The organism is Streptomyces sp. Y2F8-2, from assembly GCF_014905555.1.
Lineage (GTDB): Bacteria > Actinomycetota > Actinomycetes > Streptomycetales > Streptomycetaceae > Streptomyces > Streptomyces cynarae.
Window position 1 is genome coordinate 146,014 of the sequence record NZ_BNGS01000003.1, and the last position, 24,992, is coordinate 171,005.

Below are 24,992 nucleotides of genomic sequence, written 5' to 3' on the forward strand. Positions count from 1 at the left end.
TCCCTCACGCTCTCGGCTGCCCGGTGCAGCCTCCACGAAGGTAGCGCCAGGACCCCCGCCTGTCATGCCCGTATCGGCATACGGTCATGACAGGCCGGGGGTCGGGAAGCTCAAGGGCCCGAAGGGGGAGTTCAGCCCTTGAGCGCGGCGGTGATCGCCTCGGCGAGCGGGGTGGTCGGACGGCCGGCCAGGCGGGAGAGGTCGCCGGTGGTGACCTCCAGCTCGCCCTTCTCGATGGACGCGTCCACGCCGGCGAAGACCGCGGCGAGCGGCCCGGGCAGCCCGGCGCCCTTCAGGATCCCCTCGTAGGCCTCGACGGAGACGGCGTTGTACGTGATCTCCTTGCCGGTCTGCTTGCTCAGCTCGGCGGCGTAGTCGGCGAAGCCCCACGCCTCGTCGCCGCCCAGCTCGTACGCCTTGTTCTCGTGGCCCTCGCCGGTCAGCACGGCGACCGCGGCGGCCGCGTAGTCGGCGCGCGAGGCGGAGGAGACGCGGCCCTCGCCGGCGGCCTGGACGACGGCGCCGTGCTCGAGCACGGGGGCGAGGTTCTCGGTGTAGTTCTCGTGGTACCAGCCGTTGCGCAGCAGCACATACGGCACGCCCGAGGCCAGGATCGCCTGCTCGGTGGCACGGTGGTCGTCGGCGAGGGCGGCCTTCAGACTGCTGGGCGCGCCGGTGTAGGCGAAGAGGGCGACTCCGGCGGTCCTGGCGGCGTCGAGGACCACCTGGTGCTGCTGGACGCGGCCCTTGTCGAACTCGTTGCCGGAGATCAGCAGCACCTTGTCGCCGGCCGAGAACACGCCGTCGAAGGTCTCCGGGGCGTTGTAGTCGGCGACCGCGATCCGCACGCCGCGCTCCGCGAAGTCGGCGGCCTTCTCCGGGGTGCGGACGACCGCGGTGATCTGCTCGGCCGGAACCTTCTCCAGCAGCTGCTCCACCACATGACGGCCGAGGTGTCCGGTGGCTCCCGTGACGACGATGCTCATGACTTGGATCTCCTTGTGGGGTGCTTTCTGACACTCACCCTAGGAGGTGCGCTAACTAAGCGAAAGTACCCACTTTGAAGTAAGGTACTGGCATGGCAGTAAGTGATGAGGTCGTCGGCAGACGTGACGCCGCCGAGGCGATGTGCCCCTACCGCCTCGTCCTGGAACACGTCACCAGCCGCTGGGGCGTGCTCGTCCTGATCGAGCTCCTCGACCGCCCCTACCGCTTCAGCGAGTTGCGCCGGGCGATCGGGCGGACCGCCCGCGTCAGCGAGAAGATGCTCACCCAGACCCTGCAGACGCTGGAACGCGACGGCCTGGTGCACCGGGACGCCAAGCCTGTGATCCCGCCGCGTGTCGACTACTCCCTCACCGACCTGGGCCGCGAGGCCGCCGAGCAGGTGCGGGCGCTGGCGCTGTGGACCCATGACCGCATGGCGGACGTGCAGAGGGCCCGCCAGGCATACGACGAGGCCCGGGCGCTGTCCGCCCGGGCCTCGTGAACGGCGGTACCGCTCAGCCGACGACGGTCCAGGTGTCGCCGCCGGCGAGCAGGGCGGCCAGGTCGCCCTTGCCGTTCTGCTCGATGGCGGCATCGAGCTGGTCGGCCATCGCCGTGTCGTAGACGGGCCGCTCCACGGACCGGAACACGCCGATCGGGGTGTGGTGCAGGGTGTCCGGGTCGGCGAGGCGGGAGAGCGCGAAGGCCGTGGTGGAGGAGGCGGCGCGCGCGTCGTGGACCAGGATGTCCGCCTCGTTCTCCGGGGTGACGGTGACGACCTTCAGGTCGCCGGTCTGCCGATCCCGTACGACACCGCGCGCGCCGTTCGATCCGAACCGGATCGGCTGCCCGTGCTCCAGCCGGATCAGGGCCTCCTCGGCGCTCTGCTTGTCCTTGAGCGCGTCGAAGGCGCCGTCGTTGAAGATGTTGCAGTTCTGGTAGATCTCGATCAGCGCCGTGCCCGGGTGGGCGGCGGCCTGGCGCAGCACCTCGGTGAGGTGCTTGCGGTCGGAGTCGATCGTGCGGGCCACGAAGGACGCCTCCGCGCCCAGCGCCAGCGAGACCGGGTTGAACGGCGCGTCGAGGGAGCCCATCGGGGTCGACTTGGTGATCTTGCCGACCTCGGAGGTGGGGGAGTACTGGCCCTTGGTCAGGCCGTAGATCCGGTTGTTGAACAGCAGGATCTTCAGGTTCACGTTCCGGCGCAGCGCGTGGATCAGGTGGTTGCCGCCGATGGACAGTGCGTCACCGTCACCGGTGACCACCCACACGCTCAGATCGCGCCGCGAGGCCGCGAGACCGGTCGCGATCGCGGGCGCCCGGCCGTGGATGGAGTGCATGCCGTACGTGTTCATGTAGTACGGGAAGCGGGACGAGCAGCCGATCCCGGAGACGAAGACGATGTTCTCCCGCGCGAGGCCCAGCTCCGGCATGAAGCCCTGGACGGCGGCGAGGATCGCGTAGTCACCGCAGCCGGGGCACCAGCGCACTTCCTGATCGGACTTGAAGTCCTTCATGGACTGCCTGGCCACGGCCTTGGGGACGAGCGAGAGCGCCTCGATCGTGCCCGTGCCTTCCGTGGTCGTCTCAGCCATCGATGGCCTCCTTGAACGCCGCGGCGAGCTGCTCCGCCTTGAACGGCATGCCGTTGACCTGGTTGTAGGAGTGGGCGTCGACCAGGTACTTCGCCCGGATCAGGGTGGCGAGCTGGCCGAGGTTCATCTCGGGGATCACCACCTTGTCGTAACGTCCCAGCACCGCGCCCAGATTCCGTGGGAACGGGTTGACGTGCCGCAGATGGGCCTGCGCGATCGACTCCCCGGCCGCACGCAGCCGACGTACGGCCGCGGTGATCGGCCCGTACGTCGAGCCCCAGCCGAGCACCAGGGTGCTCGCGCCGTGCGGGTCGTCCACCTCCACATCGGGTACCACGATCCCGTCGACCTTCGCCTGGCGGGTGCGGACCATGAAGTCGTGGTTGGCGGGGTCGTAGGAGATGTTGCCCGTGCCGTCCTGCTTCTCGATGCCGCCGATGCGGTGCTCCAGACCGGGCGTGCCCGGGAGCGCCCACGGGCGGGCCAGGGTCTGCGGGTCGCGCTTGTACGGCCAGAACACCTCGGTGCCGTCGTCCAGGGTGTGGTTCGGGCCCTGCGCGAACTGCACCCTGAGGTCGGGCAGCTCGTCCAGCTCGGGGATGCGCCACGGCTCCGAGCCGTTGGCCAGGTAGCCGTCGGACAGGAGGAAGACCGGGGTGCGGTAGGTCAGCGCGATCCGGGCCGCCTCCAGGGCCGCGTCGAAGCAGTCGGCCGGGGTGCGCGGGGCGACCACCGGGACCGGGGCCTCGCCGTTGCGGCCGTACATCGCCTGCAGCAGGTCCGCCTGCTCGGTCTTGGTGGGCAGACCGGTGGACGGGCCGCCGCGCTGGATGTCGACGATCAGCAGCGGCAGCTCCAGCGAGACCGCGAGGCCGATGGTCTCGCTCTTGAGCGCGATGCCCGGCCCGGAGGTGGTGGTCACGGCCAGCGACCCGCCGAAGGCGGCACCGAGGGCCGCGCCGATGCCGGCGATCTCGTCCTCGGCCTGGAAGGTGCGCACACCGAAGTTCTTGTGCTTGGACAGCTCGTGCAGGATGTCCGAGGCCGGAGTGATCGGGTACGAGCCCAGGAACAGCGGCAGGTCCGCCTGGCGGGAGGCGGCGATCAGGCCGTACGCCAGTGCCAGGTTCCCGGAGATGTTGCGGTAGGTGCCCACCGGGAACGCCTTGACGGCCGGGGCCACCTCGTAGGAGACCGCGAAGTCCTCCGTCGTCTCCCCGAAGTTCCACCCCGCCCGGAAGGCGGCGATGTTCGCGGCGGCGATGTCCGGCTTCTTCGCGAACTTCGTCCTCAGGAACGTCTCGGTGCCCTCGGTGGGCCGGTGGTACATCCAGCTCAGCAGGCCGAGCGCGAACATGTTCTTGCTGCGCTCTGCCTCCTTGCGGGTGAGGTCGAAGTCCTTCAGCGCCTCGACGGTGAGGGTGGTCAGCGGCACGGGGTGGACGTTGTAGCCGTCGAGCGAGCCGTCCTCAAGGGGAGAGGCGGCGTAGCCGACCTTCTGCATCGCGCGCTTGGTGAACTCGTCGGTGTTGACGATGATCTCCGCGCCGCGCGGCAGGTCGCCCACGTTGGCCTTCAGGGCCGCCGGGTTCATCGCCACCAGCACGTTCGGGGCGTCGCCCGGGGTGAGGATGTCGTGGTCGGCGAAGTGCAGCTGGAACGACGACACACCCGGCAGCGTCCCGGCAGGGGCGCGGATCTCGGCGGGGAAGTTCGGCAGTGTGGACAGGTCGTTGCCGAAGGACGCCGTCTCCGAGGTGAAACGGTCGCCGGTGAGCTGCATACCGTCACCGGAGTCCCCCGCGAACCGGATGATCACCCGGTCCAGCCGGCGTACGTCCTTCGTGCCCGCCGGTTTGCGCTGTTCTCCTACGACGGTTCCGTCCGCCTGTCCCGCTGGACTGCTGACCTGGCTGGTCACTGAACTGGACCTCCCTCGAGGCGGCTGTCCGGGAGCGGCCGTCCCACCGGCCCTCCCAGGATCAACCCTACGTCGGTAAGGGTCGCCTTCCCTCGGCCGTTCGCATGATGGACACCATCGTGAGACGGTCGGGCGCCCCGACTTGTCATCATTTGTTCGCTCGCCCCCCGGGTGCTGCTCGTGAAAAGGCTCCCTGCTCGTCCTTGGGCCGGACTGGACGCGGCACCGGAGCCCGGTGGTGTCCGGATCCGGCAGCGCCGCCTGACACAGTCTCAGCTGTTCAGGAGTTGAGATAGGTGAGCACGGCCAGAACACGCCGGTGATCCCCGTCACTCGGGGACAGACCGAGCTTCAGGAAGATGTTGCTGACGTGCTTCTCGACGGCTCCGTCGCTCACGACGAGCTGCCGGGCGATCGCGGAGTTCGTCCGCCCCTCGGCCATCAGCCCGAGAACCTCCCGCTCCCGGGGGGTGAGCGCCGCCAGCACGTCCTGCTTACGGCTGCGCCCGAGCAGCTGTGCGACCACCTCGGGGTCCAGTGCGGTGCCTCCCTCTGCGACCCGCACGACGGCGTCCACGAACTCGCGCACCTCGGCGACCCTGTCTTTGAGCAGATAGCCGACGCCGCGACTGGAACCGGCCAGCAGTTCGGTGGCGTACCGCTCCTCCACGTACTGCGACAGCACGAGGACACCGAGTCCGGGATACGCCCGGCGCAGCTGGACCGCGGCCCGGACGCCCTCGTCCGTGTGGGTCGGCGGCATCCGCACGTCGGCGACGACGACATCGGGCAACCCGTCCTGGTCCGCCAGCTCGGTGATGGTCTTGATCAGCGCCTCCGCGTCCCCGACACCGGCGACGACGTCATGCCCACGGTCGGTCAGCAGCCGGGTCAGTCCCTCCCTGAGCAGCACAGAATCCTCGGCGATGACGACCCGCACCCTGTCCTCCACGATCCCCCGGCCCCCACAACCTGTCTCCGACCCGCACGACAGGCTCCAGCATTCCAGGATCGGGGCTTGCGCGGGGTGGCCGGCGGGGGAAAGGGGGGTGTGTCAGGCGGATGGGCGGGGTGGGGGTGGGGCTCGGCCCTCTAGCAGTGCTTCGGGGGCGCGGCGACAGGCCGATGGGCGAGGCCTGGGGGCGCGGCGTCGAGTCGGGCAGTGGGGCGGGGCGGTGTCCCGGGCAGGGGTCCAGGGGACGCAGTCCCCGGCGGGGGAGCCGGGGGCGGAGCCCCGGGGAGGGGACGGGTAAGGGCGGCGGGGGCGGAACCGTTCGGTGCCGCACCGCCGGGGGCCCTACGCCCGCCAGGGCAACTCCGCGGTGATCCGCGTGGGCCCCCCGACCGGCGAATCCACCACCAGCACCCCGTCCACCGCATCGAGCCGCCCCGCCAGTCCTGCCAGCCCCGACCCGCCGGAGGCGTCGGCACCCCCGACCCCGTCGTCGGACACCTGCAGCAGAAGCCGGTCCTCCGCCTGCCACACGTCCACCGCCGCCCGCGACGCCCGCGCATGCTTGCTGACGTTCTGCAGCAGCTCCGACACCGTGAAGTAGGCGATCCCCTCGATCGCCGCCGCCGGCCGCGACGGCAGGTCCACCTCCACCTCCACCGGCACGGCGCACCGCGACGCCACCGCCGACAGTGCGGCATCGAGGCCGCGGTCGGTGAGGACCGCCGGATGGATCCCACGGGCCAGGTCCCGCAGCTCCTGCAGCGCCGTCTTCACCTCGCCGTGCGCGTCCTCCACCATCCGCGCCGCCGCCTGCGGATCCTCCGTGAGCTTCTCCTTCGCCAGCCCCAGGTCCATGGCCAACGCCACCAGCCGTGCCTGTGCCCCGTCGTGCAGGTCCCGCTCGATGCGCCGCAGATCCGCCGCCGCCGTGTCCACCACCGCCCCGCGGTCCGACTCCAGCTCCACCACCCGGGTCGCCAACCGCGACGGCCCCAGCAGCCCGTGCACCAGCAGCCGGTCCACGGTCGTCAGCCCCCGGACGATCCAGGGCGTGGCCAGTGTGATCAGCAGCCCCACCAGCGCGGTCACCGTGATCTCGAACGGGCTGTCGAGGTACACGTGGTGCGTCTCGTCGCCGTACAGCTGGATCCCGCCCTGACCGACGTACACCGGGAACACCCAGAACCACAGCGGATACGTCAGCAGCGCCCACCCGCACGTCCAGAAACTCACCCCCACCGAGAACGAGAACACCGCCCACGGGAAATGCAGCACCGAGTACAGCATGTGCCGCCACGACGTCCCGCTCTTGAGCATCGCCCCCATCCACGCCATCGCCCCGTGCCCGTTCATCCGCAGCGGCTCGGGAGCGGCCACCTCCAGCCCCAGCAGCCCCCGCGCCCTGGCCCGCTCCAGCGCCCCGAACCCGCGGCACCCGGCGAGCGCCGCCGCGAGCACCGGGATGCCCAGGAACGTCACCAGCAGCCCGGCCCCGATCGAGAACATCGTGACGCCGTAGGTGAACATCGCGATCCCGATCGGCAGGTTCAGCAGCAGGTAGCAGAACTCGCCCCAGCTGCGCGCCTCGATCGGCGCCCGCAGCGCCACCGGAAGCCGGTGCGGCCGCCCCCCGGCTCCCTCGGATCCAGGGCCGCCCCACTCTCCGTACCCCTGCCCGTACTGCGTGGCCATCGGCTCGTCCGTTCTGCTGGTCGTCCACCCCGGTTCGTGCCTCCACCCTCCTGTGTCCGCGCCCGCCCGGCCATGCAGCGCGTCGGCGTCTTCATCCGGGGGTTTTCCCCACCCCGGACACGCCCCGGGACGTCTCTCCGCTACCTTCGCCGCCGTCCCTCGTCCCCGCGGTCCCGCCACGGCAGCTCCGCCGTGATCGTCGTCGGACCGCCCACCGGCGAGTCGACGACGAACAGGCCGTCGACCGCGTCCAGTCGCTCCGCGAGCCCTGCCATGCCCGTGCCGCCCTCGAGGCGCGCGCCCCCGCGGCCGTCGTCCGACACCTGGATGAGCAGCCGTTCGTCCGCCCGCCACACCTCCACGGAGGCGGACCTGGCCCGGCTGTGCTTGCTGATGTTCTGCAACAGCTCGGAGACCGTGAAGTAGGCGATGCCCTCGATCGCCGCGGCCGGTCTCGCATCGAGGTCCACGGTGACCTTCACCGGCACCGTGCAGCGCGTGGCGACCGACGACAGCGCGGCGTCGAGGCCGCGGTCGGTGAGGACCGCCGGATGGATGCCGCGGGCGAGGTCCCGCAGCTCCCGCAGAGCCAGCTTCACCTCGCCGTGCGCCTCGTCGACCATCGCCGCCGCCGAGTCCGGGTCCTCGAGCAGCTTCTCCTTCGCGAGGCCGAGTCCCATCGCCAGGTTCACCAGGCGCGCCTGCGCCCCGTCGTGCAGGTCGCGCTCGATGCGCCGCAGGTCGGCCGCCGCCGTGTCCACGACCACCCCACGGTCGGACTCCAGTTCGGCGATACGCCGCTCCAGCTCGTCGGAGGGGGACAGCAGACCGCGCACCATCGCCCGGTCCACATTGCTGAGCCCGCGCGCGAGCAACGGCAGAACCGGCCACAGTACGAACAGCGACATGAACGTCACCGTGAAGCTCAGGATCCCCCAGGGCAGCCGGACGAAGTCGTACAGGAGAGTCCGCCAGCCCACCGGGTCCTTCAGCGTCATCGACAGCCACTGCACCATCCCGCCGCTCTTGCGCAGCGTCAGCGGAGTCGGCTCCTCCACCCGCACCCCGAGCAGCGCCCTGGCCCGCGCCCGCTCCAGCTTGCCCAGCTGCCGCGCGCCCAGCAGGCCGGCCGCGAGCAGCGGGATACCGATCACGGTCACCGTCAGCGCCCCACCTGTGGACAGCACCGTGACCACGTAGGTGAACCCGATCAGCGACATCGGCAGGTTCGCCAGGAGATGTGCGATCTCCCGCCAGGTGGCCCCGTCGAGGGCCAGGCGCACCGGCGGCGGCCGCTCGCCGTCCAGCAGTCCCTGGCTCTTACTGCGTTCGGTCATGTCCCCCCGACCTCATTCGTTCATGGCCCCGGCCAGTCGGCCGGCCGACCAGCCGACCAGCCGGCCGACCAGCCGGCCGACCAGGCTGCCGCGCCCCGCGCCGTCGCACCATGAGGCCGACCGCCATGGCCGCCTCGGGGTGTCTCCACCCTCCGCCGATCCGGCCGTCGCGAGAGGTGATCCGAGCCGTGCCAGGGGTACGTGATGCGAGCCGTACGGCGAGTGAGGTGCGTACCAGGGCATCTCGAGGAGCGACGGGCTGCTTACCCTCTCTTTAGCAGGGCCTAGACTCCCGTGCGTACAGATCGTCGAATCACAGCAATTTCACCAGGGTCACGAGGTCAGGGAGCGAGGGGCTGACGTGCCGCATCCGACCGCCGTCGCTGTCGTGGCGGCGGACTACTTCCAGTCCTACTCCGTCGTCGGGCTGCTCGCCGTCGTCGGCGTGCTCTTCGTCGCCGTCGCCTTCGGCGCGGGCAGGCTGCTGCGCCCCGTCGTGCCCACGCCGGAGAAGCTGCTGACGTACGAGTGCGGCGTCGACCCCGTCGGCGAGGGCTGGGCCCACACGCAGGTCCGCTACTACGTCTACGCGTTCCTGTACGTGATCTTCGCGGTGGACTCGATCTTCCTCTTCCCGTGGGCCACGGTCTTCGCCGATCCGCGGTACGGAGCGACCACCCTCGTGGAGATGTTCGTCTTCCTCGGCTTCCTGGCCGTGGGACTGCTCTACGCGTACAAGAAGGGGGTCCTGACATGGACGTGAACCCCTCGACCACCGAGGCCACGGAGGCCACCGAGGCCACCGGTCCTGTGCTGCTTCCGGAGCCCAAGAGGCTGGGCGCACTGGCCCGCCTCGCCCCGGAGCCGATGAAGGTGATCCTGAACTGGGGACGCCGCTACTCGCTCTGGGTCTTCAACTTCGGCCTCGCCTGCTGCGCGATCGAGTTCATCGCCGCGTCCATGGCCCGCCACGACTTCATCCGCCTGGGAGTCATCCCCTTCGCGCCGGGCCCGCGCCAGGCCGACCTGATGGTGGTGTCCGGCACGGTCACGGACAAGATGGCCCCGGCCGTCAAACGCCTGTACGAGCAGATGCCCGAGCCGAAGTACGTCATCTCGTTCGGCGCATGTTCGAACTGCGGCGGCCCGTACTGGGACTCCTACTCCGTCACCAAGGGCGTCGACCAGATCATCCCGGTGGACGTGTACGTCCCCGGCTGCCCCCCGCGTCCCGAGGCACTGCTCCAGGGCATCCTCAAGCTCCAGGAGAAGATCGCGCGCGAGTCGCTGGGGGAGCGGTACGGCTCCTCGCGGCCGTCCACCGCGGCCCTGCAGAGCGGCCTGGTCCAGCCGCCGTCCTCGGCCCCCGAACAGGATCAGCGGGAGGGGCGATGACCGCCGTCGGCTGGCTGCCCGCGTCCGCCGAGGATCTCTTCGGCCCCGAGGCCACGGCCGAGGAGTCGTACGAGGTCCTGACCGTCGACGTGACCCCGACGGGCTGGACCGAGGCGCTCCGGGTCGCGCGCGACGAGCTGGGCTGCACGTACTTCGACTGGCTGAGCGCGGTCGACGAACCGGGCACGGGCCTGCGCGTCTCGGCCCACGTGGTGGCCCTTTCCCCGGTCCGCCGCCTCCTGGTCCGTACGACCGTCCCGCACGAGGCCCCGGTCCTGCCCACCGCCGTGGACGTCTACGCGGGCGCCGCCTGGCACGAACGCGAGACCCACGAGATGTTCGGCATCACCTTCGAGGGCCACCCGGCGCTGGACCACCTGCTCCTGCCCGAGGGCTTCGAAGGCCACCCGCTGCGCAAGGACTTCGTGCTGGCGGCCCGGGTCGCCAAGGCATGGCCCGGTGCGAAGGAACCGGGCGAGTCCGACCATGGTGGCCCCAAGCGCCGCCAGATGCTGCCCCCGGGCGTCCCCGACCCGAACGAGTGGGGCCCCCTCAAGGGCCAGCTCCCCCCGGCCCCCGCCCGCCCGGCCCGAGCCGCAGGCCGAGCGGCGGGCGAACGCCCCGTACGCCGCACCCGCACGGCAACGGAGGGCTCCGCGAGCCAGGCCCCCGCCGCAGGCGAGCCCGCGGAGACGGCGCCGCCGCGGCGTGCCCGCAGCGCGTCGCAGGGTTCGGCCTCGCAACGGGCCGAGGGCGGTGCCGAGCCGGCGGCTCCCTCCGCTGGGCCGCGCCGTGCGCGGAGTGCCTCCGAGGGTTCGGCTTCCCAGCGCGCCGAGGCCCCGGCAGCCGAGGGCACGCCCCGGAGGCCCGCCCCCGCCCCCCGCAGCTCGGACGCCCCCTGGCACCACGCCCGCCCGGCCTTCGACGAGCCGGAGCCCGCCGCCCCGGAGCGTCCGGCGAAGCCCGCGACCGAACCGGACAAGCCCGCGACCGAACCCGCGAGCCCCGCGCCCCGAGCTGCGGAGGCCGACACCGCTCCCGCGGCGGAGCCCGACGCGACCGGCGGCGAAGCCCACCGTGGCGAAGCCCGTCCCGGCGACACCCGGCCCGACGGCGCGCAGCAGACCCCCGAGTCCCCGAAGTCCCCGAAGAAGTCCCCGAACCCCGACGACCCCACAGGAGGCACGCAGTGAACGGCGCTCTCGACGTCGGCCTGCGACTCCTCGTCGTGTTCGTCGTCTTCCTCACCTTCCCCCTGATCGTCGGCCAGACCGAACACAAGGTCATGGCCCATATGCAGGGCCGCCTCGGCCCCATGTACGCGGGCGGCTTCCACGGCTGGGCCCAGCTCGTCGCCGACGGCGTGAAGTTCGCGCAGAAGGAGGACGTCGTCCCGGCGGGCGCGGACCGCCGTATCTTCCAGCTGGCCCCCGCCGTGGCCCTGCTGCCGTACCTCCTCGTCCTCCTCGCCATCCCGATCGGCCCGAGCGAGGGTGCCGTCGGCCAGGTCGTCGACGCGGGCATCTTCTTCGTCCTCGCGGTCATGGGCGTCGGCGTCCTCGGCTCCCTCATGGCGGGGTGGGCCTCCGCCAACAAGTTCTCCCTCCTCGGCGGCCTCCGCACCGCCGCCCAGCTCCTCGCCTACGAACTCCCCATGCTGCTCGCCGCCGCCTCGGTGGCCATGGCGGCGGGCACCGTCTCGCTCCCCGGCATCCTCGACGCCTTCCACTGGTGGTGGCTGCCCTGGCAGATCGTCGGCGCGATCGTCTTCTTCGTCGCCGGCCTCGCCGAGCTGCAACGCCCGCCCTTCGACATGCCCGTCGCCGACTCGGAGATCATCTTCGGCGCGTACACCGAGTACACCGGCCTCCGTTTCGCCCTGTTCCTCCTCGCCGAGTACGCCGGGATCATCGTCCTGTGCGGACTGACCACCGTCCTCTTCCTGGGCGGCTGGCACGGCCCATGGGGCGCCGACGGCCTCGGCTGGCTCTGGACGCTGCTGAAGACCGCGATCCTCGCCTTCGTCGTCATCTGGCTGCGCGTCACCTACCCCCGGCTGCGCGAGGACCAGCTCCAGAAGCTCTCCTGGACCCTCCTCATCCCCCTGTCCCTCGCCCAGATCGCCCTCACCGGCATCGTCAAGGTGGTGATCTCCTAGTGTCCCGCCCGTCGCCCGACCACCGCCCCGCAACGACGCCCTCCGGGCGGCCCCGCCTGTCGATCCCCGGCTCCGGTCTCGCCAAGGGCCTGGCCGTCACCCTCCGCACGATGACGAAGAAGTCCGTCACCGAGCAGTACCCCGACGCCCAGCCCGCGCTCCCGCCCCGCAGCCGCGGTGTCATCGGCCTGTTCGAGGAGAACTGCACGGTCTGCATGCTGTGCGCCCGCGAGTGCCCGGACTGGTGCATCTACATCGACTCCCACAAGGAGACGGTCCCGCCCGCCGCCCCCGGCGGCCGTGAACGCAGCCGCAACGTCCTGGACCGCTTCGCCATCGACTTCTCCCTCTGCATGTACTGCGGCATCTGCATCGAGGTCTGCCCCTTCGACGCACTGTTCTGGTCCCCGGAGTTCGAGTACGCCGAGACCGACATCCGCGACCTCACCCACGAGCGCGACAAGCTCCGCGAGTGGATGTGGACCGTGCCGGCCCCGCCCGCCCTCGACCCGGGTGCCGAGGAGCCGAAGGAGATGGCGGCAGCCCGCAAGACCGCCGAGAAGCTGGCCGCCGCGCAGGCCGAGCCCGCAGATCACACAGAGACCGCAGACCACGCAGGGCCCACAGATCACGCAGAGCCCGCCGAGCCGCAGAGAGGAGAGTCGTGAACACCCCCTCCGCCGCGCTGACCACCGCCGCCGCGGCCTCGCACGGCTTCCTCTCCCCGACCGGCGTCGAGATCGCCTTCCTCCTCGTCGGTCTGGTCACCTTCGGCGCCGCCCTGGTCACCGTCACCACCCGGCAGCTGGTGCACGCCGCCCTGTGGCTCGTGGTCACCCTTGGCGGGCTCGCCGTCGAGTACCTCCTGCTCACCGCCGAGTTCATCGCCTGGGTGCAGGTCCTCATCTACGTCGGCTCCGTCGTCGTCCTCCTCCTGTTCGGTCTGATGCTCACCAAGGCCCCCATCGGCCGCTCCCCGGACGCCGACTCCGGCAACCGCTGGGCGGCGCTCACCGTGGCCGTCGCCGCTGCGGCCGCCCTGGTGTGGGTGGTCGTCGACGCCTTCCGCACGACCTGGATCGACCTGGGCGGCGCCGCCTCCGGCTCCACCAAGGTCACCGGCGCGAGCCTCTTCCAGAACTGGGTCCTCCCCTTCGAGGCCCTCTCCGTCCTCCTCCTCGCCGCACTGGTCGGCGCGATCGTCCTGTCCCGCAAGGCGAAGGCGGAGGCGGCGGCCACCCCCGCGAACGCCCCGGCCACCCCGGACACCCGGAGCGAGAAGGAAGGCGTCCGCTGATGCACCTCGCCTATCCCGCCGTGCTCTCCGCCCTCCTGTTCTGCGCGGGCCTGTACGGCGTCCTCGCCCGCCGCAACGCGATCCTCGTCCTGATGTCGGTCGAGCTGATGCTCAACGCCGTCAACCTCAACCTCGTCGCCTTCGACGTCTGGCTGAGCCGTGCCGCCCGCGAGACGCTGCACTCCGGACAGGCCCTGACCCTGTTCACCATCGCCATCGCCGCCGCCGAGATCGGCATCGGCCTCGCCATCGTCCTCGCCGTGTACCGCAACCGCGGCACCTCGGACATCGACCGGCTCCGCGACACCGCCGAGGGCCACGACGGCGAGACCCCTGCGGCTGAGAAGGCTGAGGCCACCGCGTGACCACGACCACCCTCGCCGTCCTCGTACCCCTCCTTCCGTTCCTCGGAGCGGCGGCAGGCCTGCTCCTCGGCCGCACGGTCCCCGGATCGGTCCGCCCGCTCGCCGTCCTGCCGACCCTCGCCTCACTCGTCCTCGCCGTGCTGGTGGCCGCCCGCCAGGGCGGAGGCCGGGCCCTCGATGCCGCCACCGAGCTCACCCCCACCGGCTCGGTCCCGATCGAACTCGCCCTGCACATCGACGGCTTCGCCGCCCTCGTCGCCGTCCTGGTCGGCACCGTCGCCACCTGCGTGCAGCTGTACTCGACGGGCTACCTGCGCGACGACCCGCGCTACCCCTCCTACGCCGCTCTCGTCTCCCTGTTCACCTCCGCGATGTTCCTCGTCGTCTACTCGGGCGACCTGATCGTGCTGCTGGTCGGCTGGGAAGTCATGGGCATCTGCTCCTACTTCCTCGTCGGCCACTACTGGGAGACCCCGGAGGCCCGCGCCGCCTCCCTCAAGGCCTTCCTGGTCACCAAGCTCGGCGACGTCCCCTTCCTGATCGGGCTGTTCGCGCTCGCCACCGATGCCGGCTCCTTCCGCATCACCCACGTCCTCGGCACCGTCGCGAGCGGCGGACTGCACCACCCGACCGTGGTCGCCCTGCTGCTCCTGGCCGGCGTGGCGGGCAAGTCGGCGCAGTTCCCGCTGCACACCTGGCTCCCCGACGCGATGGCGGGCCCGACGCCCGTCTCCGCGCTGATCCACGCCGCGACGATGGTCGCCGCCGGTGTCTACTTCATCGCCCGGCTCCTCCCGGTCTTCCAGGCCTCCTCGGCCGCCATGGTCGTCCTCGCCGTGATGGCCGCCGTCACCATGGCCGGCTCGGCACTCGCCGCGCTCGCCCAGGACGACATCAAGCGCGTCCTCGCCTACTCGACGATCGGCCAGCTCGGCTACATGACCGGCGCCCTCGCCGTCGGCGACCGCGGTGCCGCCGTCTTCCACCTCCTGTCCCACGGCGCCTTCAAGGCGCTGCTGTTCCTCGCCGCCGGCGTGATCATCCACGCCGCCGGAACCAACTCGCTGGCCGCCATGTCCCGCATGAGGGACCTGCGCGACCGCATCCCCGACGCCTTCTGGACGATGACCGTGGCGCTCCTCGCGCTCGCCGCGATCCCCCCCTTCTCCGGCTTCTTCTCCAAGGAGTCCGTCCTTGGCGCCGCCGAGCACGTCGCCACCGGCCACACCGAACACGCCCCCGGAGCCGCGGGCTGGATCGTGCTCGTCACCGGTCTGGTCACGGCCCTGCTCACCGCCGCGTACGCGACCCGGCTGTGGCTGCTCGCCTTCCGCGGCCACGGAGCCAAGGCCCCCGACCACGGCAGGCAGCCGCTGGTCATGAACGCCGTGCTGTGGGTGCTCGCCGCCCCGTCGATCGCGTTCGGCCTCGCCTACCGCGTCCTGCCCGACTGGTTCGACGGACGCTCCCTGACGCCGACGCTCACCACTTCCGTCCTCGGCACGGGCCTCGCCCTGGTCGGCGCACTCGTGACCTACGGCGCCTGGCGGCACACCACCGCACTCGCGGACCGCGTCCCGCTGGGTGCCGTCGCGGCCCACCCCGATGCGGACGCCGGGCTGGTCGAGGCCGAGGCGATCGCAAGCCATGTGCCCGCGTACGGCGACATCGCCTACGCGCCCGACCCCGCGGACCCGGGGCGCCTCCTGCTCGGCCCGTTGCACCGCCACGCGGCCGAGGGCTTCCACCTGGACGCCGTCTACGACTGGCTCTTCGTCCGTCCCGTCAGGGCCGGGGCGAGCCTCGTGCAGTTCCTGGACCGGGAGGTCGTCGAGACCTACGTACGCGGCGCGGGCGCCGTCCCCCGCCTGCTCGGGGCCGCCGTGCGGCGCGCCCAGACCGGCAACGTGCAGACCTATGTGAGCGCGCTGCTCGCCGGCACCGTCGTCCTGGCGGTGGCCGCCCTCCTCGTCGCCACGGGAGCGTGAGCCGGCGTGATCGATATCAGCGAGTCCGTGATGCAGTTCCTTCTGGCATTCGTCGTCGTCGCGCCGCTCATCGGCGCGCTCGCCGCCCTCCTCCCGGCCCCGCCCGGGCTGAAGGGGAAGTCGCCCGGGCAGGCCGTGCTGCGGCACGGCGTGACCGTCACCGGCGCCGTGCTCATCGCCGCGATCGCCCTCGCGCTCGGCTTCGACCACGACCACCCGTCGACGATGCAGGCCAGCACCGACATCAGCTGGATCCCCGCACTCGACGTGCGCATCCACCTCGGCATCGACGGCATCTCCCTCCCCCTTCTGGTGCTGACCGCGCTGCTGACCTTCCTCTGCGCGCTCTACTCGTACTTCAAGATGCCTTCGGGCCCGTCCCCCAAGGCCTTCGTCGCCCTGCTGCTCGTCCTCGAGTCCGGCACCCTCGCGACCTTCGCCGTCCTCGACCTGCTGCTGTTCTTCCTCGCCTTCGAGATGGTCCTCATCCCGATGTACTTCCTCATCGCCCGCTGGGGCGGCGAGGGCCGGACCCGGGCCGCGTGGCGATTCATCCTCTTCACGCTGCTCGGCTCCGTCGTCATGCTGCTCGGCCTGCTCCTGATCGGACTCAAGGCGGGCACGTTCGACATGGTGGCACTCGCCACTGACAACGGCCGGTCGCTCACCACATCCGTGCAGGTCATCGCCGTTCTGGCGGTGGGGATCGGGCTAGCGGTCAAGGCACCGATGTGGCCGCTGCACAGCTGGCTGCCCGACGCCCACACCGCGGCACCGACCGTCGGCTCGGTCCTGCTGGCCGGCGTGCTGCTGAAGATGGGCACGTACGGGTTCGTGCGGATTCTCCTTCCGGTGGCGCCCCACGGCTTCCACACCTTCGCGCCCTACCTGGCCGCCTTCGCCGTCGTAGGGATCATCTACGGATCCCTCGCCTGCCTCGCCCTCGCCAAGCGAGGCGCGAAGGGCGACCTCAAGCGGCTCATCGCCTACTCCTCCGTCGGCCACATGGGCTTCGTACTGCTCGGCATCGCGACGACCACCCCGACCGGTGTCAACGGCGCGCTGTTCGCCAACATCGCCCACGGCCTCATCACCGGCCTGCTGTTCTTCCTGGTCGGCGCGCTGAAGGACCGCACCGGCACCACCGACCTCGACGCCCTGGCCGAGAAGACCGGTGCCGCCCTCTACGGCAAGGCGCCCCGCCTCGGCGGCCTCCTGGCCTTCGGCGCCGTCGCCTCGCTCGGCCTGCCGGGCCTCGCCGGGTTCTGGGGCGAGATGCTCGCGATGTTCGGCGCGTTCAAGCCCGCCGCCGACCTCAGCCGCCCCGCCTTCCTCACCTTCATGGCGATCGCCGCGTTCGGCACGCTGCTCACCGCCGCGTACATGCTCATCGTGGTGCGGCGCGTGTGCATGGGAGCCGTACCCCAGGAGACTCCCGAGCTCGCCGACGTCCACACGTACGAATTCGCGGCCTGGACGCCGCTCGTCGTCCTCACCGTCCTCGCCGGCCTGTGGCCCAGGGCACTCCTCGGCCTGACCGACCCGGCCGTGCAGCAGCTCCTCGCAGGAGGCACCCGATGAGCTCCCTCGTCCAGTCCGTCGACTGGCTGGCGATCGCACCGCCCACCCTCGCGGCGGCCGTCGGACTCCTCGTCCTCGTCGCCGACCTCTTCATCGACGAGCGGCACAAGGCCCTCCTCGGCTGGGCGTCGATCGCCGGACTGGCCGCCGCGATCCTCATGCTGCTGCCCCTCCTGGACGGCGACCGCGCCACCTTCTGCCTGACCGGCAGCCCGCAGGTGTGCAGTTACACGGCGGACCGTTTCACCCTCGTCATCCAGTTCCTCGTCCTCGGCGGCGCCCTCCTCGCCGCCCTGCTGTCGGTCACCGCGCTCAAGGACGCCAGGAAGGACGTCCCCGAGGGGGAGTTCTGGTTCCTGCTGCTGTCCTCCGCCGCCGGTGCAGCCCTGCTGCCCGCCTCCCGCGACCTGGCCACCCTCGTCGTCGCCCTGGAGGTCGCCTCCCTGCCCGCGTTCGCCCTCGTGGGCATCCGGCACGGCGACAAGAAGTCCTCCGAAGCCGCCCTGAAGTTCTTCCTGTCGTCGGTCACCGCGACCGCGGTCAGCCTCATGGGCATCAGCTTCGTGTACGCCTCCACCGGCACCCTGTACCTCACCCAGGTCGCCGACCGGATCCAGCACGTGAACGGGCAACTCCACACGCTCACCCAGACAGGCGTCGTCCTCACCCTCGTCGGCTTCGCCTTCAAGACGGCCGCCGTCCCATTCCACTTCTGGGTGCCCGACACCTATGTGGGCGCGCCCCTCCCGGTCGCCGCCTACCTGTCCGTCGTCGGCAAGGCGGTCGGCTTCTCCGGCCTGATCCTCGTCACCGTCGTCGCCCTCCCGTCCTACTCCGACGCCTGGGGCCCCGCACTGGCCGCACTGGCCGCCCTCACCATGACCGTCGGCAACGTCGGCGCGCTGCGGCAGCAGGCCACGCGCGCGTACAGCGCCGTACGCCTGCTCGCCTGGTCCTCCGTCGGCCAGGCCGGCTACCTCCTCGTACCGATCGCGGCCGCCGGCTACTCCAAGGACGCCCAGAAAGCGATCGGTTCCACCGTGGCGTACGCCCTCATGTACGCCGCGGTGAACCTCGGCGCCTTCGCCGTGGCGGCCCTCGTGGGCCGTACCAGGGCCCTGAACCGCCTCACCGACTACCGCGGACTCCACGCCTCGAACCCCCTCGCCGCGCTGCTCCTGGCGTTCTTCCTGCTGTGCCTGGCAGGGCTGCCGCCCGGCGTCATCGGCCTCTTCGCGAAGGTCACCGTCTTCTCCGCGGCCGTCGACGCCGGGCTCGGCTGGCTCGCCGTGGTCATGGCGGTCAACGTGGTGATCGCCCTCTTCTACTACCTCCAGTGGACGGCCCTGCTCTTCCGCGCCCCCGAGGGGGAGCAGGAGAAGCACCGCGTCCCGGCCCCGCTCACGGCCGCCCTCACCCTGACGGCCGTGCTGGGCGTCGCCCTGTCGGGAGCCCCCCAGTTGGTCCTCCGCTTCTCGGCCACCGCGCTCTTCTGACCGGGGCACGCACGCGCGTGGGCACCCGGCATCCGGCACACACGCGTGCCGGATGCCGCCGCCTCACCCGGACGGCCCATGCACTCCGGAGCCCGCGCACAGGGAACTAGCGCCGCCCGCCTGGCGTTGACCAGTGCGGGAAGGTCCACTGAGAAGTGGAGTCGACAAGCAGTTCGCAGACAAAGGGTTCCCCTGCCGCACCACTTGGAGGGCGTACCGTGCACCGCCGGCACAACGGGCTCAGGACCGCAGTACTCCTCGGGGGACTGTCCGCACTCATCATCGTCATCGGCAGCTTCTTCGGGCGTACGGGCCTGATCGTCGCGCTCCTCGTCGCCATCGGCACGAACGCGTACGCGTACTGGAACAGCGACAAACTGGCTCTACGCGCGATGCGCGCCCGCCCGGTGAGCGAGTTCGAGGCCCCCGCCCTGTACCGCATGGTCCGCGAGCTCTCCAACCAGGCCCGCCAGCCCATGCCCCGCCTCTACATCTCGCCGACGGAAGCGCCGAACGCCTTCGCGACCGGCCGCAACCCGCGCAACGCGGCCGTGTGCTGCACCGAGGGCATCCTCCGGCTCCTCGACGAGCGCGAGCTGAGGGGCGTCATCGGACACGAACTCAGCCACGTCTACAACCGCGACATCCTCATCTCGTCGGTCGCCGGCGCCCTCGCCTCGGTGATCATGTTTCTGGTGAACTTCGCCTGGCTGATCCCGGTCGGCCGCTCCGACGACGACGACGGCCCGGGCCTGCTCGGCTTCCTGCTGATCATGCTCCTGGGCCCGCTCGCCGCATCCCTCATCCAGCTCGCCATCAGCCGCTCCAGGGAGTACGAGGCGGACGCGTCCGGCGCCCAGCTCACCGGCGACCCCCTGGCCCTCGCGAGCGCCCTGCGCAAGCTGGAGACGGGCACTCAGCAGCTGCCGCTGCCGTCCGAGCCGCGGATCGAGACGGCGAGCCACATGATGATCGCCAACCCCTTCCGCCCCGGCCAGGGGCTGTCCAAGATGTTCTCCACCCACCCGCCGATGGCGGAGCGCATCGCCCGGCTCGAGCAGATGGCAGGTCGCTACCGGTGAAGACAATCCTGAACGTCATCTGGCTGGTGCTGAGCGGCTTCTGGCTGTTCCTCGGCTACTTGTTCGCGGGCGTCCTGCTGTGCGTCACGATCATCGGCATTCCGTTCGGCATCGCTGCCTTTCGTATCGGTGTCTACGCCCTGTGGCCCTTCGGCCGTACGACGGTCGAGCGCCGGGACGCGGGCGCGCCGTCCTGCATCGGCAACGTCCTGTGGCTCGTCCTGGCCGGCTGGTGGCTGGCCCTCGCCCACATCGTCACGGGCATCGCCCTGTGCGTCACCATCATCGGAATCCCGTTCGGCATCGCGAACTTCAAGCTGATCCCGGTCTCGCTGCTGCCGCTGGGCCGCGACATCGTGCCGACGGACCAGCCTTTCGCGACGCGCTGACGGGCGCGCGGCAGCAGGGACGGACTCCGGATCGCCCGTCTGCGGCGCGGGCCGGCGGCTGTCGTCCGGCCACCGCCCGCAGCCCGGCCCGGCGGCTACCGCCCGGGCACCCACCGTCGTACGGCGTACGCCACCACGCCCAGGCCCAGCACAGCCGCCCCCACGGCCGTGGACACCCCGGGCAGCGCGAACGCCAGCGTGACGCAGCCGAGGAGCCCGACCGCCGGTGCGACGCGCGAAGCCGGCGCCGAACTCAGGGTCCACGCGGAGGCGTTGGCGATCCCGTAGTAGGCCAGCACCCCGAAGGACGAGAACCCGATCGCGCCCCGCACGTCCACCGTCGCGGCGAGCGCGGCCACCACGGCACCGACGGCCAGCTCGGCCCGGTGCGGCACCTGGAACCGCGGATGCACGGCGGCCAGGGCGCCCGGCAGATGCCGGTCGCGGGCCATGGCCAGCGTGGTCCGGGAGACGCCCAGGATGAGCGCCAGCAGCGAGCCCAGCGCGGCCACCGCGGCGCCGACTCGCACCACCGGCACGAGACCGGGCACGCCCGCCGCCCGCACCGCCTCGGCCAACGGCGCCGCCGTCCGCCCCAGCCCGTCGGCACCCAGCACGGACAGCACAGCGACAGCCACCGCCGCGTACACCACCAGCGTGATGCCCAGCGCCAGCGGGATCGCGCGCGGGATGGTGCGTGCCGGGTCCCGCACCTCTTCGCCGAGGGTGGCGATCCGCGCGTACCCCGCGAACGCGAAGAACAGCAGCCCCGCCGCCTGCAGCACCCCGCCGGCCCCGCCGGAGCCGCCCGCGTCCAGCCGTGAGGCGTCGGCCGCACCGGACCCGAGACAGACGACGACCACGGATGCGAGGACGGCCAGGACCAGCGCCACGATCAGCCGCGTCAGCAGGGCCGACTTCTGCATGCCGCCGTAGTTCACGGCGGTCAGTGCCACCACGGCCGCGACCGCGACCGCGTGCGCCTGCCCCGGCCAGACGTACGCGCCCACGGTCAGCGCCATCGCCGCGCAGGAAGCCGTCTTGCCAACGACGAACGACCAGCCCGCCAGATAGCCCCAGAACGCCCCGAGCCGCTCGCGTCCGTACACGTACGTGCCGCCCGAGGCGGGATACAGGGCGGCCAGCCGTGCCGAGGAGGTCGCGTTGCAGTAGGCGACCACGGCGGCGACCGCCAGCCCCACCAGCAGCCCGGACCCGGCGGCTCGCGCCGCGGGGGCCAGGGCCGCGAAGATCCCCGCCCCGACCATCGATCCGAGCCCGATGACGACGGCGTCCCCGACCCCGAGGGTCCGTCGCAGCCCCACGCCACCGGACGCCTGTGCCCCGGACTGTGTCATGGACGGAACCCTACTGAGCCCTGCAACCGGCGGCCGTCGTGGAGGCGTCCTCCCCGACAACGACGCGCCACGAACTCAGGAACGAGCGCGTGACCAGCAGAAACACACAACGTCGACGCATGACACAGCCTGGCCGGAGCAGGAACACAGCACAGGCACAGCGCGGAGAGGCAGGTTCACGGCATGGGCATCGTCAGCTGGATCATCCTGGGGCTGTTGGCAGGCGCCATCGCCAAGTTCCTGCTGCCGGGCAAGGACCCCGGCGGCTTCATCGGTACGACCCTCATCGGCATCGCGGGTGCCTTCATCGGCGGCTGGATCTCCGCCCGCTGGCTGCACCACCCGATCACCAAGCACTTCTACGACGGTGCCACCTGGGCGGCCGCGATCGGCGGCTCGCTCGTGCTGCTGATCATCTACCGCGTCCTGTTCGGCGACTCCCGCCGCTGAACGCGCCACCGAAGCCGCGGCCAGCAGCACAGAAGGGTGGGCACCCCGCGCTCCGGGTGCCCACCCCGCTCGTGGAAGAGGTCCTACCGGTAGTTCACGAACTGCAGGGCGAAGTCGAAGTCCTTGCCCTTGAGCAGCGCGATCACGGCCTGGAGGTCGTCCCGGCTCTTGGAGGTGACGCGCAGTTCGTCGCCCTGCACCTGGGCCTTGACGCCCTTGGGACCCTCATCGCGGATGATCTTCGCCACCTTCTTCGCGTTCTCCTGGGTGATGCCCTCCTGGATCGACGCGAAGATCTTGTACTCCTTGCCGGAGAGCTGCGGCTCACCGGCGTCCAGCGACTTCAGCGAGATGCCGCGCTTGACCAGCTTGGTCTCGAAGACGTCGAGGACGGCCTTCACCCGGTCCTCGGAGTTGGCCTGCATCAGGATCTTGTCGCCTGACCAGGCGATCGAGGCGCCGACGTTCTTGAAGTCGTAGCGCTGGGAGATCTCCTTGGCGGCCTGGTTGAGGGCGTTGTCGACCTCCTGCCGCTCGACCTTCGAGACGATGTCGAAACTGGAGTCGGCCATGTCCTGTGGCTCCTTGTATCGGGATGGAAAGGGCTGCGTATCGGCGTGCGGGAGCGCGGCCGCCAGGCCCGGCGTCGACCGGGCCGCATCCGCATAAGCCTAGCCACCCCCTCCCCTCGAGGTAGCCGATCTATCGGGTGGCGAAGCACCCCTCCGCATCAGGTATCGTTTACGTCGTTGCCAGGGAGCACCGCCGAAAAGCGGCCTCCAGGGCGGCAATCCCCGGCGGTGTGCCCGAGCGGCCAAAGGGAGCAGACTGTAAATCTGTCGGCTATGCCTACCCAGGTTCGAATCCTGGCGCCGCCACGCTAGTGGCAATCGGCCCTTGACCAGTGAGTTTGGTCAGGGGCCGATCTTGTTGCAAGCCGCTGACTCTGCCCGGGCCTCCCCGTGGTTCCTCGCCCGTCTGGCACGCATGTGGTACGGCGCTTCGTGACCTTGATCATCCTCAACGCCCCGCCACCCACCCGCGTCGCATTCGGTGCGGCAACCGACCTGGCGCCGGGACTCACCCACGCCCGAGCAGCTCTCGTCGGCCGCATCCCCCTCGCTCCACCGCTCGTAAAACGGCACCCCGTCGAGGGCCCCATCGCGGCTCGCTCGAACGGATCATGTCAGGGCGTGTCAGGGCGTCGGCGCCGGGAGAACGTGGTCGGCTGGGCGCCGGTGTCCCACGTCGACAACCTGCGCCAGGCGGTCGAGGCCGCTCGTGGAGCGCGCCCGAGGGGACACCTCCTTGTGGAAGGAGCAGCCCCATTGGTGTCCTGGCAGAGCGTTCGAGCGAAGGGTCGGGTCCTCGCTTTGCGGCGATTGTGTCGCGGACGGCCGGTCAAGCGCATCAACCATGTGGCCCGCAGGGCCGTATCTCGCGACGGGGGACGGTTCCTCCTGTCGGTCTGCTTGATCACGGGTGCTTTCGGCTCTGGTAGCGCGACGGCCGCTGGTGGCCTCGGCTCTTCGGTCAAGCGCTGCGACACGGCGCCGACCAGCATCGCTGTCAGCGACCACTGGCTCAGATTCACGGTGCCGCCCGGGCTGATGCCGGACCCGCAATTCGACGGGCAGCCGGCAAGGATCCAGGTCCACCGCGTCCGGCCGGTGTACGCCCATGGCAAGTGCTCAAGCGTGGCCAACCGGGCCACAGTGCTGATCCACGGCCGCAGCTTCCCCGGCCCGCCGGTATTCGACCTGCGACACCGCGCCCCCGGCGGCGGGACGCTCAGCACGCAGAGGGTCCTCGCCCGGGCGGGAATCGACACCTTCGCCCCCAGCCTGCTCGGCTTCGGCCGCTCCACACGGTTCAACACGGGCCTCGACGATCCGGGCAACGCCAGCCTCAGGCCCTTCCTTCCGGACGGCAGCTGCGCCCACCCCGAGGGCTGCGACCGCAGCCACATCCCGATCTTCCCGCTCGACCAGCAGGGGACACTGCTGTTGCACAACCCGCTCGACGGGCAGCGGCGCGCGCACTCAAGCAACCATCGCTTCGGCCGCACCGATCTGTGGGTTCGCGACATCCGCCAGGTCATCGACGACGCCATCGCACGAGCGAAGCCGTCGGACGGCAAGGTCACCCTGATCGGCTGGTCGTTCGGCGGGCAGCTCGTCGCCCGGACGCTGTATGCGGCCAACCCGGTCCTTCCCGACAGCGCCGCCGTCATCGCGAAGGTCGACCGCGCCGTGTTCCTGGATTCGTTCTTCGGCACACCGACCGAGGACGTAATGCCACCAGGGGGCTTCACGTCCTTCCCGCTGGCCCTCAACCCCCTGGCGCAGATCGGCGGGGCCTGGGTGATGCCGCCCGGGCGTGACGCTGCCTGCACCGGGCACATCGTCCCCGACAGTCCGGAGCAGTTCCGGGCGCAGAACGTGGAGGAGGACCGCCTGGGGAGCACCTGGGGAGGGGACGACCCCGACCACCCGACCGGCTTCGTCCGCTCGCCGACGTTCTCCAGCTACGGATGGAACACCACCGTCGCACAGCAGCTGACCACACCCGCTCTGGTCATCCACGGTCTGGACGACACGCTCGCTCCACCGAGCAACTCCACCGCCATCTACAGCAATCTTCCGGTGGCGAACAAGGTGCTGGTGCAGGTTCAGTGCGCGAGCCACGCCCTGCACCTTGAGGGCTGCTCCGGCCCGCGGTGCACACCGGAGGCGGGAACGCCCTATGGCGGGCGTCCTGGCCGCCCCTGGTTCGGCCCCCATGCCACCTTCCAGGCAGCGGCGGTCGAGTGGATCAAAAACGGGACCTTCGACGGCGCCGCGCGCGGACACTTCATCGTCAACGAGAGCGGCGTGGCGCACCCGGCCGGAGTCACGAGCGCGCCCACACGCTGAGATGTCGGTTCCGGTTCGGACGTGTGGCTGG

The 24,992-nt window shown here is 71.0% G+C and carries 23 protein-coding genes and 1 tRNA gene; 16 read left to right on the forward strand and 8 right to left on the reverse strand.

Annotated features, from left to right (window positions below):
* Positions 1 to 131: 131 nt before the first annotated feature.
* On the reverse strand, positions 132 to 986 hold the full coding sequence (locus SY2F82_RS10625; protein ID WP_200418775.1) for an SDR family oxidoreductase: 855 nt from the start codon (positions 984 to 986) through the stop codon (positions 132 to 134).
* Positions 987 to 1,078: 92 nt separating this feature from the next.
* On the opposite strand from SY2F82_RS10625, the gene SY2F82_RS10630 reads away from it, so the two are divergent.
* The gene (locus SY2F82_RS10630) at positions 1,079 to 1,489 is read left to right on the forward strand and encodes a helix-turn-helix domain-containing protein (RefSeq protein WP_200418776.1); all 411 of its coding nucleotides are present in this window, start codon (positions 1,079 to 1,081) and stop codon (positions 1,487 to 1,489) included.
* A 13-nt stretch (positions 1,490 to 1,502) separates the two neighbouring features.
* On the opposite strand, the gene SY2F82_RS10635 is transcribed toward SY2F82_RS10630, so the two are convergent.
* From SY2F82_RS10635 to SY2F82_RS10655, 5 genes are all read right to left on the reverse strand, one after another.
* The gene (locus SY2F82_RS10635) at positions 1,503 to 2,582 is read right to left on the reverse strand and encodes a 2-oxoacid:ferredoxin oxidoreductase subunit beta (RefSeq protein ID WP_200418777.1); all 1,080 of its coding nucleotides are present in this window, start codon (positions 2,580 to 2,582) and stop codon (positions 1,503 to 1,505) included.
* Entirely contained in the window at positions 2,575 to 4,503 is a 1,929-nt protein-coding gene (locus SY2F82_RS10640; protein WP_200418778.1) for a 2-oxoacid:acceptor oxidoreductase subunit alpha, read from the reverse strand. Before SY2F82_RS10640 ends, SY2F82_RS10635 begins: the two co-directional genes overlap by 8 nt.
* A 280-nt stretch (positions 4,504 to 4,783) precedes the next feature.
* Complete coding sequence (locus SY2F82_RS10645) at positions 4,784 to 5,443, reverse strand: response regulator transcription factor (protein WP_308437764.1); 660 nt, start codon at positions 5,441 to 5,443, stop codon at positions 4,784 to 4,786.
* A 357-nt stretch (positions 5,444 to 5,800) separates the two neighbouring features.
* The gene (locus SY2F82_RS10650) at positions 5,801 to 7,150 is read right to left on the reverse strand and encodes a sensor histidine kinase (RefSeq protein ID WP_200418780.1); all 1,350 of its coding nucleotides are present in this window, start codon (positions 7,148 to 7,150) and stop codon (positions 5,801 to 5,803) included.
* 140 nt (positions 7,151 to 7,290) lie between these two features.
* Positions 7,291 to 8,487, reverse strand: coding sequence for a sensor histidine kinase (locus SY2F82_RS10655; RefSeq protein WP_200418781.1), 1,197 nt, complete (start codon positions 8,485 to 8,487; stop codon positions 7,291 to 7,293).
* 361 nt (positions 8,488 to 8,848) lie between these two features.
* Here SY2F82_RS10655 and SY2F82_RS10660 point away from each other — a divergent pair, with 361 nt between their 5' ends.
* From SY2F82_RS10660 to SY2F82_RS10715, 12 genes are all read left to right on the forward strand, one after another.
* Entirely contained in the window at positions 8,849 to 9,250 is a 402-nt protein-coding gene (locus tag SY2F82_RS10660) for an NADH-quinone oxidoreductase subunit A (RefSeq protein ID WP_103841246.1), read from the forward strand.
* On the forward strand, positions 9,241 to 9,882 hold the full coding sequence (locus SY2F82_RS10665; RefSeq protein ID WP_200418782.1) for an NADH-quinone oxidoreductase subunit B: 642 nt from the start codon (positions 9,241 to 9,243) through the stop codon (positions 9,880 to 9,882). The genes SY2F82_RS10660 and SY2F82_RS10665 overlap by 10 nt, the downstream gene beginning before the upstream one ends.
* Positions 9,879 to 11,075 (forward strand): NADH-quinone oxidoreductase subunit C, encoded by a 1,197-nt coding sequence (locus tag SY2F82_RS10670; protein WP_200418783.1) that lies wholly within the window; start codon positions 9,879 to 9,881, stop codon positions 11,073 to 11,075. Before SY2F82_RS10665 ends, SY2F82_RS10670 begins: the two co-directional genes overlap by 4 nt.
* Positions 11,072 to 12,040 (forward strand): complex I subunit 1 family protein, encoded by a 969-nt coding sequence (locus tag SY2F82_RS10675; RefSeq protein ID WP_200418784.1) that lies wholly within the window; start codon positions 11,072 to 11,074, stop codon positions 12,038 to 12,040. The genes SY2F82_RS10670 and SY2F82_RS10675 overlap by 4 nt, the downstream gene beginning before the upstream one ends.
* 110 nt (positions 12,041 to 12,150) lie before the next feature.
* Positions 12,151 to 12,708: a 4Fe-4S binding protein gene (locus SY2F82_RS10680; protein WP_236041415.1), complete on the forward strand. Its 558-nt coding sequence runs from the start codon at positions 12,151 to 12,153 to the stop codon at positions 12,706 to 12,708.
* A complete protein-coding gene (locus tag SY2F82_RS10685; RefSeq protein ID WP_200418786.1) occupies positions 12,705 to 13,337 on the forward strand; it encodes an NADH-quinone oxidoreductase subunit J in 633 nt (210 codons plus the stop codon). Before SY2F82_RS10680 ends, SY2F82_RS10685 begins: the two co-directional genes overlap by 4 nt.
* The gene (gene nuoK, locus SY2F82_RS10690) at positions 13,337 to 13,702 is read left to right on the forward strand and encodes an NADH-quinone oxidoreductase subunit NuoK (RefSeq protein WP_200418787.1); all 366 of its coding nucleotides are present in this window, start codon (positions 13,337 to 13,339) and stop codon (positions 13,700 to 13,702) included. The genes SY2F82_RS10685 and nuoK overlap by 1 nt, the downstream gene beginning before the upstream one ends.
* The gene (locus tag SY2F82_RS10695) at positions 13,699 to 15,690 is read left to right on the forward strand and encodes an NADH-quinone oxidoreductase subunit L (RefSeq protein ID WP_200418788.1); all 1,992 of its coding nucleotides are present in this window, start codon (positions 13,699 to 13,701) and stop codon (positions 15,688 to 15,690) included. The genes nuoK and SY2F82_RS10695 overlap by 4 nt, the downstream gene beginning before the upstream one ends.
* 6 nt (positions 15,691 to 15,696) lie before the next feature.
* Positions 15,697 to 17,271, forward strand: a complete 1,575-nt coding sequence (locus SY2F82_RS10700; protein ID WP_200418789.1) for an NADH-quinone oxidoreductase subunit M — start codon at positions 15,697 to 15,699, stop codon at positions 17,269 to 17,271.
* Positions 17,268 to 18,767 carry an NADH-quinone oxidoreductase subunit N gene (locus SY2F82_RS10705; protein ID WP_200418790.1) on the forward strand — a complete coding sequence of 500 codons (1,500 nt, stop codon included), beginning with the start codon at positions 17,268 to 17,270 and terminating at the stop codon, positions 18,765 to 18,767. Before SY2F82_RS10700 ends, SY2F82_RS10705 begins: the two co-directional genes overlap by 4 nt.
* 218 nt (positions 18,768 to 18,985) lie before the next feature.
* The gene (gene htpX, locus SY2F82_RS10710; RefSeq protein ID WP_200418791.1) at positions 18,986 to 19,849 is read left to right on the forward strand and encodes a zinc metalloprotease HtpX; all 864 of its coding nucleotides are present in this window, start codon (positions 18,986 to 18,988) and stop codon (positions 19,847 to 19,849) included.
* On the forward strand, positions 19,846 to 20,238 hold the full coding sequence (locus SY2F82_RS10715) for a YccF domain-containing protein (protein ID WP_200418792.1): 393 nt from the start codon (positions 19,846 to 19,848) through the stop codon (positions 20,236 to 20,238). The genes htpX and SY2F82_RS10715 overlap by 4 nt, the downstream gene beginning before the upstream one ends.
* Before the next feature lie 95 nt (positions 20,239 to 20,333).
* Here the strand turns inward: SY2F82_RS10715 and SY2F82_RS10720 are convergent, their stop codons facing one another.
* Complete coding sequence (locus SY2F82_RS10720; protein ID WP_200418793.1) at positions 20,334 to 21,596, reverse strand: APC family permease; 1,263 nt, start codon at positions 21,594 to 21,596, stop codon at positions 20,334 to 20,336.
* A gap of 183 nt (positions 21,597 to 21,779) precedes the next feature.
* On the opposite strand from SY2F82_RS10720, the gene SY2F82_RS10725 reads away from it, so the two are divergent.
* Positions 21,780 to 22,046, forward strand: coding sequence for a GlsB/YeaQ/YmgE family stress response membrane protein (locus SY2F82_RS10725; protein ID WP_200418794.1), 267 nt, complete (start codon positions 21,780 to 21,782; stop codon positions 22,044 to 22,046).
* An 83-nt stretch (positions 22,047 to 22,129) separates the two neighbouring features.
* On the opposite strand, the gene SY2F82_RS10730 is transcribed toward SY2F82_RS10725, so the two are convergent.
* Entirely contained in the window at positions 22,130 to 22,618 is a 489-nt protein-coding gene (locus tag SY2F82_RS10730; RefSeq protein WP_200418795.1) for a YajQ family cyclic di-GMP-binding protein, read from the reverse strand.
* Positions 22,619 to 22,842: 224 nt separating this feature from the next.
* Between SY2F82_RS10730 and SY2F82_RS10735 the strand changes: the two genes are divergently transcribed.
* Together SY2F82_RS10735 and SY2F82_RS10740 are read left to right on the forward strand one after the other, a co-directional pair.
* Positions 22,843 to 22,924, forward strand: a tRNA-Tyr gene (locus SY2F82_RS10735).
* A gap of 453 nt (positions 22,925 to 23,377) precedes the next feature.
* Complete coding sequence (locus tag SY2F82_RS10740; protein WP_200418796.1) at positions 23,378 to 24,961, forward strand: alpha/beta fold hydrolase; 1,584 nt, start codon at positions 23,378 to 23,380, stop codon at positions 24,959 to 24,961.
* The last annotated feature ends 31 nt before the right edge of the window (positions 24,962 to 24,992 follow it).

Excerpts from the sequence above, each read along its gene's own strand:
- SY2F82_RS10625 (WP_200418775.1), bottom strand. The coding sequence starts at position 986 with ATGAGCATCGTCGTCACGGGAGCCACCGGACACCTCGGCCGTCATGTG.
- SY2F82_RS10630 (WP_200418776.1), top strand. The coding sequence starts at position 1,079 with ATGGCAGTAAGTGATGAGGTCGTCGGCAGACGTGACGCCGCCGAGGCG.
- SY2F82_RS10635 (WP_200418777.1), bottom strand. The coding sequence starts at position 2,582 with ATGGCTGAGACGACCACGGAAGGCACGGGCACGATCGAGGCGCTCTCG.
- SY2F82_RS10650 (WP_200418780.1), bottom strand. The coding sequence starts at position 7,150 with ATGGCCACGCAGTACGGGCAGGGGTACGGAGAGTGGGGCGGCCCTGGA.
- SY2F82_RS10655 (WP_200418781.1), bottom strand. The coding sequence starts at position 8,487 with ATGACCGAACGCAGTAAGAGCCAGGGACTGCTGGACGGCGAGCGGCCG.
- SY2F82_RS10665 (WP_200418782.1), top strand. The coding sequence starts at position 9,241 with ATGGACGTGAACCCCTCGACCACCGAGGCCACGGAGGCCACCGAGGCC.
- SY2F82_RS10670 (WP_200418783.1), top strand. The coding sequence starts at position 9,879 with ATGACCGCCGTCGGCTGGCTGCCCGCGTCCGCCGAGGATCTCTTCGGC.
- SY2F82_RS10680 (WP_236041415.1), top strand. The coding sequence starts at position 12,151 with ATGACGAAGAAGTCCGTCACCGAGCAGTACCCCGACGCCCAGCCCGCG.
- nuoK (WP_200418787.1), top strand. The coding sequence starts at position 13,337 with ATGCACCTCGCCTATCCCGCCGTGCTCTCCGCCCTCCTGTTCTGCGCG.
- SY2F82_RS10705 (WP_200418790.1), top strand. The coding sequence starts at position 17,268 with ATGAGCTCCCTCGTCCAGTCCGTCGACTGGCTGGCGATCGCACCGCCC.
- SY2F82_RS10720 (WP_200418793.1), bottom strand. The coding sequence starts at position 21,596 with ATGACACAGTCCGGGGCACAGGCGTCCGGTGGCGTGGGGCTGCGACGG.
- SY2F82_RS10725 (WP_200418794.1), top strand. The coding sequence starts at position 21,780 with ATGGGCATCGTCAGCTGGATCATCCTGGGGCTGTTGGCAGGCGCCATC.
- SY2F82_RS10730 (WP_200418795.1), bottom strand. The coding sequence starts at position 22,618 with ATGGCCGACTCCAGTTTCGACATCGTCTCGAAGGTCGAGCGGCAGGAG.